Genomic DNA, 15,119 nt, shown 5'->3' on the forward strand with positions numbered 1-15,119 from the left:
ATCTGGGTGAATTCAAAAACTGATGCGGCGGCAATCAACGGCTGTCTCATCACTGCTGCTGCTGCTCCGTCTGGCGGTCCCGCCAATTGCTTTCAACCGGCCACACGGACACCCGTTCCCGGACGGTGATGGACGCGCGCGGCAGGGTCTCCACCGGCACCTGCGGTGAATCGGCGAGCACCCAGGTGTCCTTCGATCCGCCGCCCTGGCTGGAATTGACGATCAGTGAACCTTCCTTCAGCGCCACCCGGGTCAGGCCGCCGGGAAGCACCCAGACGTCGTCGCCGTCGTTGACCGCAAAAGGCCGCAGGTCCACGTGCCGGGGCCCAAATTTATCACCACTGAGAGTCGGGACCGTAGACAGCTGCAGGACCGGCTGGGCAATCCAGCCCCGCGGATCGGCGATGACCCGTTTGCGCAGCGCATCAAGCTCTTCCCGGGACGCGTCGGGGCCGATAACGAGCCCCTTTCCGCCCGAGCCGTCCACCGGCTTGACCACAAGTTCATCGAGCCGGTCCAGCACGTGCTCCCGGGCTTCCTTTTCCTCCAGCCGGAACGTGTCCACATTCGCAATCACCGGCTCCTCATTGAGGTAATACCGGATGAGGTCGGGCACGTAGCTGTACACGAGTTTGTCATCCGCCACGCCGTTGCCCACGGCGTTGGCGATGGTGACGCCACCGGCCCTCGCGGCGTTCACCAGGCCGGGGCAGCCCAGCATGGAGTCCGCACGGAACTGCAGCGGATCCAGGAAGTCGTCGTCGATCCGTTTGTAGATGACATCCACACGCTGCTCACCGGCAGTGGTGCGCATGTACACGCGGTTGCCGCGGCAAATGAGGTCGCGGCCCTCCACCAGCTCCACACCCATCAGGCCCGCCAGGAGCGTGTGCTCGAAGTAGGCACTGTTGAAGACGCCGGGAGTGAGGACCACCACGGTGGGATCGTCGACGCCGGCGGGGGCGGTCTTGCGCAGCGCGGACAGCAGGCGGCGGGGGTACTCCTCCACGGGGCGGATCAGCTGCTGGCCGAAAGCCTCGGGAAGGCCCTTGGCCATGGCCCTGCGGTTCTCCAAGACGTAACTGACACCGGACGGGACCCGCACGTTGTCCTCGAGCACGCGGAAGGTGCCCGCGGCGTCACGGACCACGTCGATCCCCGAAATGTGCACCCGGACGCCGCCGGCCGGTTCGAAGCCGTGCACCTGGCGGTGGAAGTGGGCGCTGGTGGTAACGAGCTGACGCGGGATGACGCCGTCGGAGACGACCGTCATTTTGTCGTACACGTCGTTGAGGAACGCTTCGAGGGCACGGACCCGCTGGGCCACTCCCCTTTCGAGGACATCCCATTCGTCGGCCGGGATGACGCGCGGCACGATGTCCAGCGGAAACGGCCGCTCCTCGCCGGCGTAGTCGAAGGTGACCCCTCGGTCCAGGAACGTCCGCGCCATCGAGTCCGCACGGGCGGTGACGTCGGCCAGCGACAGCTCGCGAAGCGCTCCGGCAACCTGTCCGTAGGACTTTCTCGCTTTTTGACCGGGCGCAAACATCTCGTCGTAGGCGCCGGAGCGGCCGGCGGCCTCGGAGTAATCCTGGAATAGGTCAGACATGCTAATTAGCCAACCACCTTTTTGTTTCGAATTCATTACTGGGAACCAATGTGGCGTGTTGGACATACCACCACGGTTCGTGGTTTCCACCTTTGTTCCGGCAAGGTAGGTGGGTGCCATTGTCCAGATTCACCGCCGCCCCCCGGGGCCGGATCCTTATGCCTGTCGCACCCCTGCTGCCCGGACTGCTGACAGCCGGTTTCGCCGTTGGCGTGGCCTTTACCGTACACGCTCTGGTGCCGGCGCTGCCCGCCATGACCCTGGCGGTGCTCCTCGGCCTGCTCAGCGCCAATTTTCCTGGCTCCGGGACCTGGCAATCGGGCCGGGCCCGGCCGGGCCTGGACTTCGCCGGGAAGCACCTCATGCGCGCCGGGATAGTGCTGCTCGGCCTGAAGGTGAGCCTCGCGGATGTGCTGGACCTGGGGTGGGCCGCACTGCTGCTGATCACGGCCGTGGTCCTGGTCAGCTTTGGCGGCACCTACGCCATCTCCCGGCTCTTCAGGCTGCCCCGGGAGGCGTCCCTCCTCATCGCCACAGGCTTCTCCATATGCGGGGCCTCGGCTATCGGCGCCATGGCCGCCGTGCGACGGGTCAGGCACGTGGACACCGTGTTGCCCGTGGCACTGGTGACACTGTGCGGCACCCTGGCCATCGGGGTTCTTCCGCTGCTGATGCACCCGCTGGGCCTTACACCCGCCGTCTTCGGCGCCTGGACGGGCGCATCAGTGCACGACGTCGGACAGGTGGTGGCCACGGCGCAGACCGCAGGAACCGGGGCCCTGGCGATCGCCGTCGTCGTTAAATTGACGCGGGTCATCCTGCTGGCGCCCATGGTGGCGGCAGCAGGGGTCCATCAGCGGGTGGCCATGACCCGCGGCCCCAACGGCCCCAAAGGCAGGGCGCTGGAAACCGACGGCACGGAGCCCAGACTCCCGCCGGTGATTCCCCTCTTTGTGGCTGGCTTCGTGGCGATGGCGGCGCTCCGATCCGCCGGTTGGCTCGCCCCCGGCTGGCTCGAGGCTGCCTCGTTTGCCCAGGACGTGCTCTTGGGCATGGCGCTTTTCGGCCTGGGCTCGGCAGTCACCGTGCGGACCCTGCTGCACACGGGATCGCGCGCGGTGCTGGCGGCGTTGGCGTCGTGGATCCTGATAGCGGCCCTTGGGCTCGGGGCCGCCGTACTGATGATCCAGCAGGGCACATGATTAGATAGTCCGGTGTCGAATGAGAACCTGCAACGCGACGAAGCGGCAAAACGCTCAGCCCTGATTACCACTCACAGTTACGATGTCTCCCTCGACGTCCGGCAGGCGCCGGATCCCGGTGTCCCTGGCTACACAAGCCGCAGCGTCATCAACTTTTCGGCGGCCGAACCCGGGGCAGCCACGTTCCTGGACTTCATCAGCAGCGAGGTGCACAGTGTCTTCCTCAACGGCAAAGGGCTCTCTGTCGCCGACGTCGTGGAGGGTTCCCGTATCCGGCTGGAGAACCTGCAGGCTGAAAACCAGGTGACGGTCACCGGGACGGCGCTCTACAGCACCTCCGGGGAAGGCATGCACCGCTTCGTCGACCCTGCCGACGGCCAGTGCTACCTCTACACCCAGTACGAGCCGGCGGACGCCCGGCGCGTCTTCGCCAACTTCGAACAGCCGGACCTCAAAGCGGAGTTCACCTTCCACGTGATGGCACCGTCAGACTGGGAGGTCGCCTCCAACGGCGTCGAAGCGCAGAGGACCCGGCTGACCAGCGATCCCGACACGAGCCGCTGGGACTTCGCCACCACCAAGCGCATGTCCACGTACATCACCACAGTCCTGGCCGGGCCATATTTCAAGGCGCAGGACCACTGGAGCGGAGCGCATGACGACGGCACCCGGCTAGAGATTCCTCTGGCACTTTACTGCCGCGCGTCGATGGCGGGGTCATTCGATACCGAACGGCTCTTCACGCACACCAAACAGGGCCTGGCTTTCTTTAACTCCCTGTTCGACTACCCCTACCCGTGGGGAAAATACGATCAGGCCTTCGTGCCCGAGTACAACCTTGGCGCCATGGAAAACCCCGGGCTGGTCACGTTTACGGAAAACTACGTCTTCACCTCACGCGCCGCGGACTCCCAGTACCAGGCGCGCGCCAACACCCTGCTGCACGAGATGGCGCATATGTGGTTCGGGGACCTTGTCACTATGCAGTGGTGGGACGACCTGTGGCTCAAGGAGTCCTTCGCCGACTACATGGGCACCCTGGGCGTTGACCGGGCCACGGACTGGGACACGGCGTGGGTCAACTTCGCCAACAACCGAAAGGCCTGGGCGTACGTCCAGGACCAGTTGCCCACCACGCATCCCATCGTGGCCGACGTTCCGGATCTCGAGGCCGCGAAGCAGAACTTTGACGGGATCACCTACGCCAAGGGCGCCTCGGTCCTCAAGCAGCTGGTGGCCTATGTGGGGTTCGAAGCGTTCATCGCAGGCTCCCGCCGGTACTTCCGGGACCACGAGTACGGAAACACCACCCTCGATGATCTGCTGGCGGTGCTTGAAGCCGCCTCGGGGCGGGACCTCTCGCTGTGGGCCCGCCAGTGGCTCCAGACCTCCGGCATCTCTGCCCTCACCGCGCAGGTTGAGGAGCACCAGGGCGTCTTCGGGGAGGTGGCCGTCATCCAGGATGCCGTGGACCCGGCAACCGGGCTGGAGCAGCACCGGCCGCACCGGCTGAGGATAGGGCTGTACAACTTCGACGGCGATGGCGCGCTGGTACGTTCCGGTGCCGTGGAAACGGATGTGACCGGGCCGCGGACTGTGGTGGGCGAGCTGGAAGGCAAACGGAAGCCCGCGTTATTGCTGGTCAACGACGATGACCTCAGCTACGCAAAGGTCCGGCTCGACCCCCTGTCCGAAGCCACGGTCAGGGCCTCGCTGGGTTCGGTGCAGGATCCCATGGCACGCGCCCTCTGCTGGACGGCGCTCTGGGACTCGGCGCTGGATGGCGTCACCCCGGCGGCGCTCTATGTCGAGGCGGTACAGAAATTTGGCCCGGCGGAATCCGGCATCGGTGTCCTCTTGAATGTCCTCGGCAACGCGTCGACGGCCATTGAACGGTACATACCGGTGATGGAGCGCGATGCGGCACGCTCCGCATTCCTGTCCGTGGTTGCCTCCGAACTGCACTCGGCCCGGCCTGGCTCGGACCACCAGCTCGCCTGGGCCCGCACGCTGGCGTCCATCAGCCGCCAGGATGCCGGCCAACTCGATCTTGTGCGCGGGATCCTGACGGGGACCACCGTTATCGACGGCCTTGCCGTGGACGCGGAGCTTCGCTGGAGCCTCTGGCAGGCACTGGCGGCCAACGGCAGGGCCGGCGCCGAGGAACTCGATGCCGAGCTGACCCGGGACAACACCGCTTCGGGACGGGCAGGCCACGCCACGGCTCTCGCTTCACGCCCGGAAGCCGCGGTGAAGGCCGCCGCCTGGGAAGCGGCGGTCCATGGCACCGGTCTCTCCAACCAGCTGCTCAGCGCCACAATCGCCGGCTTCAACACCGCGCCCGCAGAACTGCTGGAGCCCTTTGTGGAGCCGTACTTCGACTGCCTGGAGTCCGTGTGGTCAGGTCGCAGCATCGAAATCGCCAACCGGATCGTGAAGGGCCTCTTCCCTGCAGGCCGGGACCTCGGCGGCCCGGAATTAGCGGCCGGCACGCCGGAGGCCGTGGCGGCCCGGGACGAAGTGGTGGCGCGCGCGGACGCGTGGCTGGAGGGTCATCCGGCCGCGCCGCCTGCCCTCCGCCGGATCATCATCGAACAGCGAAGCCATCTGCACCGTGCCCTCGTGGCGCAGGCGGCAGCGCTTCAGGATGCGGCCCCCGCCCGGGCCAACCCTCAATAGGGCACCGCTTCAGGGCACCCGGTGCAGCCACTCGTCGGTGCCGAACTTGGTGCCCACGCGGTCCCGGGCAGCAGCCAGCTCCGCCTCGGTGAGCACTGACGGGGTAGCCCCGTAGCGTCCGGAAAAGACCTCCATCATGGCCGCCACAATGTCCATACGGTCCAGTCCGGTCTGGCGCCTGAGCGGATCCACGCGCTTTTTGGCGCTGGTGGTGCCTTTGTCGGACAGTTTTTCCTTGCCGATCCTGAGGACCTCCACCATCTTGTCGGCGTCTATGTCATAACTCATGGTGACGTGGTGCAGCATCCCGCCGTTCGCCAGCCGCTTCTGCGCCGCCCCACCGATCTTGCCCTGTTCCGTGGCGATGTCGTTGAGCGGGACGTAGAAGGCGCTGATCCCAAGTTTCCCAAGCGCGGCCATCACCCACGCATCGAGGAAACTGTAGGACTCCGCAAAGCTGATGCCGTCCACGAGCGTCTGGGGCAGGTACAGCGAATAAGTGATGCAGTTGCCGGCTTCCATGAACATCGCTCCCCCGCCGCTGATCCTGCGCACCACGCTGATACCGTGGCGGGCCACGCCCTCCGGGTGGATCTCGTTGCGCACGGACTGGAAGCTGCCGATCACCACCGAAGGCTCCTCCCAGTCCCAGAACCGGAGGGTGGGGTTGCGGCGTCCGGCGCCGACCTCCTCGGTGAGGACCTCATCCAGGGCCACATTGAGGTGCGTGGGCAGCACAGACGGTGCAATGACATTCCAATGGTGGTCGCCCCACCCCGTGGCCTTTGCGAGGGCCCGCCGGACGGCCACGGCCACGGCATCGGCGGAAAAGCCGAAGAGGACGGCATCCTCCGGAAGGGCGGCCGCCACGGCCGCGGAGATGTCGGCGGACGCCGCGGACTCGGGGAGCCCGGTGAGGGCACGGTTAATGTCCAGGAGCGCCTCATCGGGTTCCAGGAAGAAATCGCCGCTCAGGGACACATTAGCGAAGCGAGCATCGACGACGTCGAAGTCGACCACCACCAGCTTGCCGCCGGGAACCTTGTATTCCCCGTGGCGGCGGCCGCCGTCGTCGGTCCTGTGATCAGCGTTGCCGGAACCGGCAAGGTTTGGTGTCATGTATTCCATCCTGCCCCAACAACGCAAAAGCCCGCACCAAAAGGTGCGGGCTTTTCCAGTTGACCTTGGGGAAGAAAGTTACTTCTTGCCGCCGAAGCCCTTGAAGCGGGCGTTGAAGCGCTCGACGCGGCCTGCGGAGTCCATGATGCGCTGCTTACCCGTGTAGAACGGGTGGGACTCGGAGGAGATTTCGACGTCGATGACCGGGTAGGTGTTTCCGTCTTCCCACTCGATGGTCTTCTTGGAAGACACGGTGGACTTGGTCAGGAACTTGACGCCGGAAGCCAGGTCGTTGAAAACAACAGCTTCGTACTTCGGGTGAGTATCAGACTTCATAATGGGACCTTTGTTCGCACAACTGGATTTTGCCAGTTGCCAGGTATGAATGGGATAGCTGATCCGGCCCCGGAGGGCACGTTACAGCCAGCTATCAATACTAGCGGATAACAGCCGTGGTGACGAACCGGTGGCGGTTTCAGTCCGGGGGCCGTTCCCGGCGCCGTTCCGGGCGTCCTTCCGGGCGTCATGCCCGGGGACGGAGCTCCCAAAACGCCACCGCTGAGGCGGCCGCGACGTTGAGTGAGTCGACTCCCGCGCGCATGGGAATCTTCACGGCGAGGTCGACGGCGGCAAGGGTCCCTGCGCTCATCCCGGCGCCTTCGGTGCCCAGCACCAGTGCCAGCTTCGCCGGATTCCGTGCCGCCAGCGCGTCCACGTCCACTGCGTCCGGAGTGAGCTCCATGGCGGCCACGGTGAAGCCCTGTTCTTTCAGGATTTCGAGGTCTTCGGGCCAGGAATCCAGGCGCGCCCATGGAACCTGGAACACAGTGCCCATGCTCACCCGGACGCTTCGCCGGTAGAGCGGGTCACCGCAGCGGGGCGAGACGAGCACGGCGTCCATACCCAGGGCGGCCGCGGAGCGGAAAATGGCGCCGACGTTGGTGTGGTCAACGATGTCCTCCAGCACGGCCACGCGCGTGGCCCCGGCAAGAAGATCAATGAGCGGCACAGGGGCCGGACGGTGCATGGCCGCCATGGCTCCGCGGTGGAGGTGGAAGCCCGTGATCTGTTCCAACAGTTCCGCAGAGCCGACGTACGCCGGAACGTCCGGGAATTCCGAGAAGATGTCACGAAGGTCCTCAAGCCACTTTTCCGCAAGGAAGAAGGACCGTGGCCTGTGGCCCGCCGCCAACGCCCGGCGAAGCACCCGTGACGATTCGGCAATGTACATGCCCTCGGCAGGCTCCCGGAGCTTGCGGAGGTGCACGTCGGTCAGTTGTGTATAGTCCGACACCCGAGGATCCTCGGCGGATTCCAGATAATGAAAAGTCACTGGCCGATTATTTCAGCAGATTGGCGACCATGAATCCGAGCGCCACCAACCCCAGGGTGAAGATCACTCCACGTAGGACCGGCGGCGACAACCTGCGCCCCACCTTCGAGCCGACCACCCCTCCGATCAGCGAGCTGACGGCGATGATGGCAACCACCGGCCAATTGATCCGGCCGAACGCGAACAGCAGGTATGACGCCGCGGCCACGATGTTGACCCCGAGGACCAGGATGTTCTTCATGGCGTTGGCGTTTTGGATGGTGCCGGTCATGAAGACGCCAAGAATTCCCACCACGAGGATTCCCTGGGCGGCCACGAAATAGCCCCCGTAGACCCCGGCCAGGTACACCAGCACCACAAGGGCCACGCTGTGGCCCTTGTCCCGGATGGCGTGTTCGGGGTTTTCCTCCCGGTTCCGGACCCACATTTGCAGCCTGGGCTGAAACACCACCATCAGCAGGGCCACAACAATCAGTACCGGCGCGGCGTACTGGAAGACCTTCTCCGGCAGGTGCAGCAGCAGCCATGCGCCGCTGATCCCGCCCAGCAGGGACGCCGGCAGGAGCCTGACGAGTTGTTGGCCGCGGCCTTGAAGTTCCTTGCGGTACCCCCACGCGCCGGCGGCGTTGCCGGCCACGAGTCCCATTGCATTGCTGATGGACGCCGTGACCGGCGCGACCCCCAGTGCTATGAGGACGGGAAAGGTGACCAGCGTTCCGGAACCCACCACGCTGTTGATGGTTCCGGCCCACAAGCCGGCAAAAAAGACAAGAAGGCCGCTGAGAATCTCCACGCTGTGCCGGGCGCTCCGTCAGCGGCGGGCGGTGGCGGTGTACCGGCCGGCGTTGACGGTGACCTCGAGGGACAGGCCGAACGTCTCGCTGAGGTGCTCTGCTGTGAGGACCTCCCCGATGGGGCCTGAGGCCACCACTCCGGCGTCGCGCATCAGCATGGCATGGGTGAATCCGGGAGGAACTTCCTCAAGGTGGTGCGTCACCAGGACAATGACCGGCGCCGTCTCGTCCCGGGCCAGTTCGCTGAGGCGATGCACAAGGTCCTCGCGGCCCCCCAGGTCCAGCCCGGCGGCCGGCTCGTCCAGGAGCAACAGCTCGGGGTCCGTCATGAGGGCGCGGGCGATCTGCACACGCTTGCGCTCACCCTCGGACAGAGAGGCGAACTGGCGGTTCAACAGCGGTCCCATCCCCCAGTCGTTGAGGAGGCCGAAGGCCCGGCGTTCGTCATCCTTTTCGTAGCCTTCCCGCCAGCGTCCGGTCACGCCGTATGCCGCGGTCACCACAACGTTGAGCACTTTTTCGTGCTCCGGGATCTGGTTGGCGAGGGCCGCGGACGACAGGCCGATGCGCGGCCGGAGCTCGAACACGTCAACGGCGCCCAGGACTTCCTCGAGGATGCCGGCCATGCCGCTGGAGGGGTAAAGCCGTGCGGCCGCGATCTGAAGCAGAGTGGTCTTGCCTGCGCCGTTGGGACCGAGCACCACCCAGCGCTCGCCCTCCCTGACCTGCCAGTCCACCTTGTTGAGGAGGGTTTTGGCTCCGCGGACCACGCTGACGCCAGCCATTTCAAGAACTTCACTCATAGGAGTAGACACTAGGACAAAACGGGGGGCGACTGATAACTGAGCCCCGGCCGCCGGGCCTGCGGGAAGGGGGGACGAAACGAATTCGGGCGCCACGGGTGCGCTGGCTAAGATTGCAGCCATGAGTTCGAACGTGACTGCGGTCAGCTACGGCGTGAAATTGTCCCCTCCGGAACTGGAGCAGCTGCGTTCCGTCCTGGCCCGTTCAGGAGCTGTGCTGGGGGCCGAGAGCCGCACCGGCGACGACCGGTACGAGGTGCACAGCCTGGATTTCTCCATCGATTCCGGCACCACCAGTGACATTGCCGTGTTGCGCAAGCAGGTGTCCGCCGCGGGGCTGCCGGGGCTGGAAACGGCCATTGTTCCCGATTCACTGCGAAGCGCTCCCCGCAAGTTCCTCATCATGGACGTCGACTCCACGCTAATCCAGCAGGAAGTCATCGAACTCCTCGCGGCCTACGCCGGAAAGCGGGAAGAGGTGACGGCGGTCACCGAGGCCGCCATGCGCGGCGAACTGGACTTCGCGCAGAGCCTCCACGCGCGGGTGGCGGTCCTTGCCGGGCTGCCCGCCGCCGTCGTCGATTCCGTCCGCGATGAGGTGAAGCTCACCGCAGGCGCCGCCGAACTCGTGGCCGCCTTCCAGGCTGCCGGTCATGTGGTGGCCGTGGTGTCGGGCGGATTCAACCAGATCCTTCGCCCCATCGCCGAGGGCCTGGGGCTGCACTACTGGATTGCCAATGAGCTTGAAATCGTGGACGGCGCCTTGACCGGGAAGGTACTTGGTGCGGTGATCGACCGTGCGGCCAAGGAAAAGTACCTTCGCGAATGGGCGGCGGCGGAGGGCATTCCCATGGAGCACACCATCGCAGTGGGCGACGGCGCCAACGACTTGGACATGCTCAGCGCCGCGGGCATCGGCGTCGCGTTCAATGCGAAACCGGCCGTCCGGGCCGCCGCGGACGCCGCCGTGAACCTGCCCTACCTCGACGCGGTGCGGCACATCGCCGGAGTCTGACCGCGGCCCCGGGATCTGCCAACAGCGCCAGCCCCTTGGACGCGAATAGCTCCGACCACAGTGAGGGTCGGAGCTCTTCGCAGCCCGGCACAGGGCCGGTGGACTTTAGAGCGGTCAGCTTTCCTTCGAGGCGCCCTTGCCGAAGTAGTCCGCTCCGCCGACGTATTCGGTGTGACCGGTCTCGACGTCGGCCGTCACCATTTTGGCAATCTCGGCGGCGAACTCGGACACGGAGTACAGCCGGCCCGCTTCGGCGCGGCGGGCCTCGATGGCTCCGGGGTTCGACCGGTCCAGCAGGGTGGCTGTGACTGTGCCTTCGATCATGTCGCCCGAAACAACCACAAGCGAAATCCCCTTCTCGGCCAGGTTCGGCACGAGTTCCCGCAGCGCCTCCTCGCCGGCCCGCTTGCTGCGCGCGACCGGCTCGTACTCGGGCATGGTGGGCACGGAGTTGATGAAATGTGCCTGGTGGCTGGTGACGAACACCACACGCGAACCTTCCCGCATCAGCGGCACGGCGGCGTTGAGCATGTTCACCTGGGCATCGCGGTTCAGTTTCAACGCGTAATCCGCTTCCATGCCGGACTCCATGCCGCCGGACGCGTTGAGCACCAGGACATCGAGGGAACCGAAGTTCTCCATGGCGGCACTGACCAGAGCCTGCACGCCCGCCTGGGTGGTGAGGTCCGCGCCAACCGCGACAGCCCGGCCACCGGCGGCTTCGATCTCCGCGACCACCTTGTTGGCCCGCGGAGCCTTCTGGCGGTAGTTCACCACCACGGCAGCACCTTCGGCAGCCAGGAATTTGGCGACGTCCGCGCCAACTCCCCGTGACGATCCGGTCACGATGGCAGTCTTGTTATCCAGCAATCCCATTCGAGCTCCTTTGTTCCAAACATCCAACAACTGCGGGTTCGCCCTCCATCATGCCAGCGGACCGGAAGTTTTCAGTTGTTTGACCTCAACAAAGAAGCTGGATCACCCTAGTTTCCGCCGCGGTTTCGGGCGGCCCCGCAGGCCCTTGCCGGGCTGAGGGCCGGGGCGTAGGCTCGCCGGCATGAAATGCCGGAACGTCGCGCGGTGGGCCCGGCGGGGGTTTGCGCCGTGACCCGCGGCGTTGCCGAGGAGTCGACGCCGGAGGAGGTCTTCCGCGGTTGCCCGCTGGGGCTGGAGCTGCTCCACGCGGTGGAAGGCCTGCTGGCACCTCCCGCCCCGGCAATGCGCACCACAAAAAGCCAGGTCGCTTTCCGGGGCAGCCGACGGGGTTTCGCCTATGTGTGGTGTCCCGGGCGGTACCTCACCTCGGATGTGCCCGCCGTGCTCTCGATCGCGTTAGGCCGGCGGATTACCGACGGGCGGTACAAGGAGGTCGTCCAACCGTCCCCCGGCATCTGGATGCACCACCTTGAACTGCGGTCCGTCGAAGATCTGGACGACGAGGTTGCCCGCTGGCTGGAGGAAGCACGGAACGAGGCGGGCTGACGTTGCCGCCTGCCCCCTCCAGGGTGGACCCGCTGCCCGGTTGAACCGGCTGTGACCGGACTAGCTGCGGGCTATCTGGATCTTGCGCTTCGCCGGCTCCGCCGTTTCTACCGCAGCAGGGGCGCGGACCTCCAGAACCCCGTCCTTGTACGAGGCCGTGATGTCTTCCTCGCGGGCACCCGGCGGCAGGGAAACGCTGCGCGTGAACGATCCGTAGCGGAACTCCGAACGGTAGCTGTTCTTGCTCTTGTGCTCCGTTTTTTCCTCCCGTTCGGCCTTGATGTGAAGCATGCCGTTAGAGACCGTAATCTCGACGTCCTTATCGGGGTCCAGCCCGGGCACTTCCGCGCGCACCACGAGGGTGTTGCCGTCCATGAACTGCTCCACGCGGATCGACGACGTCGCCAGCTCCCCGTCGATGAACCGCCGGAGGGGTTCCAGGACGTCCGAGGGCGTCCACTTGCTCAGCTCGGCCATGATTGTTCTCCTAGTCTTGCCTCCCGGCAACGTGGCTCCCGGCACTGACGCGGGACAGGTTGGTATGCCCATTACACACCCGCAGGAGGGGCCTGTATTGGGCACAAGGTCCCGATCTGGAGGACGCGGGAGAAGGCCGGAAGCAGGCGGGGACCCTAGTGGCCCATCCCCAATCCGCCGTCCACCGGAATCACGGCACCGGAAATGTAAGCGGCTTCGTCGCTGGCAATCCAGCGGACCACGTTTGCCACCTCGGAGGCTTCGGCGAAGCGCCCGGCGGGGACTTTCGTCAGATAGTCCTTCTGGGTGGCCTCGGGCAGTTCCGCCGTCATATCCGTGTTGATGAAGCCCGGCGCCACAACGTTGGCCGTAATACCGCGGCCCCCCAGCTCGCGGGTCAGGGAGCGGGCGATGCCCACAAGCCCCGCCTTCGACGCCGAGTAGTTGATCTGTCCCGGGGCGCCGTAGAGTCCGGACACTGAGGAGATGAGCACCACGCGGCCCTTCCGCGCCCGGATCATGCCCTTGGACGCACGCTTGATGACCCTGAACGCGCCGGTAAGATTCGTGTCGATCACCGAAGTGAAATCGTCCTCGCTCATGCGCATCAGGAGCGTGTCCTTGGTAATGCCCGCATTTGCCACCAAAACCTCAACAGGGCCATGGGCGGCTTCCACTTCGCTGAACGCGGCGTCCACCGAGGCTTCATCGGTGACATCGGCCTTGACCCCAAGAATTCCCTCGGGAAGTTCCGCTTCGCTGCGGTACGTCACCGCGACCTTGTCCCCGTTGGCCAGGAAGGCTTCGGCAATGGCGAGGCCGATGCCCCGGTTGCCTCCGGTGATCAGAACGCTGCGGCCGGTGGATACTGCTTCAGTCATGTGGTGCTCCGGGATTCTGCGGCACGACGCACCGCGGTGATGGCTGGATTTTTACTGCCTCCGATCTTAGCCTCCGTTTGGGCGGCTCTGCCGATGGTGAGAGAATTAAGAGAAGCCTTGGGAGCGTGATCAGACAGCCGTGACACTTGAACGACGATCCGGACAACGATTGCCCGGTGAACCAGCCGCCGAAACCGGCGACGGACAGGTTCACAGCATCACAGACGCCGCCACTGCACACTCCGAGGACATGCGGGAGCGGATGATCAAGTATGCCGTGGCCATGGGGACCCGTATGGTTTGCCTCGGCCTTGTCTTTGTGGTGGACGGCTGGTTCAAGATCGTCGCCATCGCAGGAGCAGTTTTTCTTCCGTGGGTCGCCGTGGTCATTGCCAACGGGAGCGACAAAGCTGAGGTCCACAGCGAGTATTTGCTCGACTCGGCGCCGCTCGCGGAGCTTGAAGCGCCCCAGGTCCGGCCGGCCGCCGCGGGCGACGGACCGACCGTGCTGCAGGGTGAACTCATCAACGACGACGAAGACAGCGACGGCCAGGAACGGACGGCATCATGAACATCTTTGACCTGGCCGCCGGCGCGTCCACCGACGCGCTGGAGCCTATGCCGCCCCTATGCTCCCGAAAGGGCTGCCGTGCGCCCGCCGACTGGCAGTTGCTGTGGAACAATCCGAAGATCCACACGCCGGAGCGACGCAAGATCTGGCTGGCATGCGGTGCCCACAGGCAATGGCTCGAGGACTACCTGCGGACCCGCGGGTTGTGGAAGGAGACGGCTGGCATGGACGCCGCAGCCGCACCCGCGGGCAGGGACAGCTGAATGTACCGTTTTCTCTTCTCCAGCAAATGGCTGGGCTACCTCTTGCTGGCTGCAATTTTCGCCACCGGCTGTGTCCTTCTGGGCCGCTGGCAGATGGACCGGCGCGCCGAAACCCTCGCCGAGATCAACACGGTCACCTCCAACTACTCCGCCACCCCCGTTCCGTTTGCGCAGGTCCGTGATCAGTTCACCACGCTCGACGCCAGCCGCGAATGGACGCAGGTGGAACTGAAGGGCAGCTACGACGTCTCCGGCCAGCGGATCGTACGCAACCGCCCACTCAACGGCCAGCCCGGGTACGAGGTGGTGGTCCCGTTCACGCTGGACAACGGCGGGACGGTGGTGGTTGACCGCGGATGGCTGCCGATTGGCAACAACACCCCCGGCCATCCCGATTCGGTTCCCGCTCCCCCGCCGGGCCACGTGAGTGTTGTTGTCCGCCTCAAGCCGTCCGAACCGGAACTCCAGCGCGGAGCCCCGGACGGTCAGCTCGCCTCCATTAACCTTCCCGCCTATTCCGCCCAGCTGGGGCATCCCCTGCTGACCGGCGCCTATGGGCAGCTCGCCTCCGAGACCCCTGCCGTGGCGGACATGCCGGTGGCCTTCCCCATGCCTTCCACGGATGAGGGCACTCACCTGTCCTACTCGCTGCAGTGGTTTGCCTTCGGCGTGCTCATGTTCTTCGGCTTCGGCTACGCCGCCAGGCAACAGGCGCGCAATGACCAGATCGACGCCGAGGATGCGGCCGCGGAGGCCGGGATGGAGGGCACACCGGACCGGGTGCCGGAATACGCCATGGCATCAGCCCGGCGCCGCCCGGTACCCCGGAAGCGGAAGAATGCCACCGCTGAAGAAGAGGAAGACGCCATCCTCGACGCACAGGGCTTTTGA

At 65.4% G+C, this 15,119-nt stretch carries 16 protein-coding genes; 7 read left to right on the forward strand and 9 right to left on the reverse strand.

The features are described from left to right. Positions 1-49: 49 nt before the first annotated feature. The gene (locus ACP4XC_RS11510; RefSeq protein ID WP_427169669.1) at positions 50-1,609 is read right to left on the reverse strand and encodes a circularly permuted type 2 ATP-grasp protein; all 1,560 of its coding nucleotides are present in this window, start codon (positions 1,607-1,609) and stop codon (positions 50-52) included. Between the two features lie 158 nt (positions 1,610-1,767). On the opposite strand from ACP4XC_RS11510, the gene ACP4XC_RS11515 reads away from it, so the two are divergent. Beyond that, positions 1,768-2,811 (forward strand): YeiH family protein, encoded by a 1,044-nt coding sequence (locus ACP4XC_RS11515; protein ID WP_427175093.1) that lies wholly within the window; start codon positions 1,768-1,770, stop codon positions 2,809-2,811. A gap of 12 nt (positions 2,812-2,823) precedes the next feature. Continuing rightward, positions 2,824-5,490 (forward strand): aminopeptidase N, encoded by a 2,667-nt coding sequence (gene pepN, locus ACP4XC_RS11520; protein WP_427169671.1) that lies wholly within the window; start codon positions 2,824-2,826, stop codon positions 5,488-5,490. A 9-nt stretch (positions 5,491-5,499) separates the two neighbouring features. On the opposite strand, the gene ACP4XC_RS11525 is transcribed toward pepN, so the two are convergent. The 5 genes from ACP4XC_RS11525 to ACP4XC_RS11545 all read right to left on the reverse strand — a co-directional run bounded on the left by ACP4XC_RS11525 (position 5,500) and on the right by ACP4XC_RS11545 (position 9,539). Beyond that, positions 5,500-6,609, reverse strand: a complete 1,110-nt coding sequence (locus ACP4XC_RS11525) for a lipoate--protein ligase family protein (RefSeq protein ID WP_427169673.1) — start codon at positions 6,607-6,609, stop codon at positions 5,500-5,502. Positions 6,610-6,687: 78 nt separating this feature from the next. Next, positions 6,688-6,945 (reverse strand): type B 50S ribosomal protein L31, encoded by a 258-nt coding sequence (locus ACP4XC_RS11530; protein ID WP_024365679.1) that lies wholly within the window; start codon positions 6,943-6,945, stop codon positions 6,688-6,690. A 187-nt stretch (positions 6,946-7,132) separates the two neighbouring features. Then, complete coding sequence (locus ACP4XC_RS11535; protein ID WP_427169676.1) at positions 7,133-7,942, reverse strand: TrmH family RNA methyltransferase; 810 nt, start codon at positions 7,940-7,942, stop codon at positions 7,133-7,135. 7 nt (positions 7,943-7,949) lie between these two features. Continuing rightward, complete coding sequence (locus tag ACP4XC_RS11540) at positions 7,950-8,735, reverse strand: sulfite exporter TauE/SafE family protein (RefSeq protein ID WP_427169678.1); 786 nt, start codon at positions 8,733-8,735, stop codon at positions 7,950-7,952. 18 nt (positions 8,736-8,753) lie between these two features. Beyond that, on the reverse strand, positions 8,754-9,539 hold the full coding sequence (locus ACP4XC_RS11545) for an ABC transporter ATP-binding protein (RefSeq protein WP_427169680.1): 786 nt from the start codon (positions 9,537-9,539) through the stop codon (positions 8,754-8,756). Between the two features lie 121 nt (positions 9,540-9,660). Here ACP4XC_RS11545 and serB point away from each other — a divergent pair, with 121 nt between their 5' ends. Next, positions 9,661-10,554: a phosphoserine phosphatase SerB gene (gene serB / locus ACP4XC_RS11550; RefSeq protein WP_427169682.1), complete on the forward strand. Its 894-nt coding sequence runs from the start codon at positions 9,661-9,663 to the stop codon at positions 10,552-10,554. A gap of 114 nt (positions 10,555-10,668) precedes the next feature. Here the strand turns inward: serB and ACP4XC_RS11555 are convergent, their stop codons facing one another. Then, positions 10,669-11,430, reverse strand: coding sequence for an SDR family oxidoreductase (locus ACP4XC_RS11555; protein WP_427169684.1), 762 nt, complete (start codon positions 11,428-11,430; stop codon positions 10,669-10,671). 186 nt (positions 11,431-11,616) lie between these two features. Here ACP4XC_RS11555 and ACP4XC_RS11560 point away from each other — a divergent pair, with 186 nt between their 5' ends. Continuing rightward, on the forward strand, positions 11,617-12,036 hold the full coding sequence (locus ACP4XC_RS11560) for a DUF5655 domain-containing protein (protein ID WP_427169687.1): 420 nt from the start codon (positions 11,617-11,619) through the stop codon (positions 12,034-12,036). Positions 12,037-12,096: 60 nt separating this feature from the next. Here the strand turns inward: ACP4XC_RS11560 and ACP4XC_RS11565 are convergent, their stop codons facing one another. Both ACP4XC_RS11565 and ACP4XC_RS11570 read right to left on the reverse strand, forming a co-directional pair. Further along, a complete protein-coding gene (locus ACP4XC_RS11565; RefSeq protein WP_427169689.1) occupies positions 12,097-12,513 on the reverse strand; it encodes an Hsp20/alpha crystallin family protein in 417 nt (138 codons plus the stop codon). Between the two features lie 155 nt (positions 12,514-12,668). Further along, positions 12,669-13,394, reverse strand: coding sequence for a beta-ketoacyl-ACP reductase (locus ACP4XC_RS11570; protein ID WP_427169691.1), 726 nt, complete (start codon positions 13,392-13,394; stop codon positions 12,669-12,671). A 139-nt stretch (positions 13,395-13,533) separates the two neighbouring features. Here ACP4XC_RS11570 and ACP4XC_RS11575 point away from each other — a divergent pair, with 139 nt between their 5' ends. From ACP4XC_RS11575 to ACP4XC_RS11585, 3 genes are read left to right on the forward strand one after another with little or no spacing between them, the layout of a single operon-like run. Next, complete coding sequence (locus ACP4XC_RS11575) at positions 13,534-13,965, forward strand: DUF3099 domain-containing protein (RefSeq protein ID WP_427169693.1); 432 nt, start codon at positions 13,534-13,536, stop codon at positions 13,963-13,965. Continuing rightward, positions 13,962-14,228 (forward strand): hypothetical protein, encoded by a 267-nt coding sequence (locus tag ACP4XC_RS11580; RefSeq protein WP_427169695.1) that lies wholly within the window; start codon positions 13,962-13,964, stop codon positions 14,226-14,228. Before ACP4XC_RS11575 ends, ACP4XC_RS11580 begins: the two co-directional genes overlap by 4 nt. Then, a complete protein-coding gene (locus ACP4XC_RS11585; protein ID WP_427169696.1) occupies positions 14,229-15,119 on the forward strand; it encodes an SURF1 family protein in 891 nt (296 codons plus the stop codon).

It is taken from the genome of Arthrobacter sp. 92, assembly GCF_050260325.1.
Taxonomy (GTDB): Bacteria; Actinomycetota; Actinomycetes; order Actinomycetales; family Micrococcaceae; genus Arthrobacter.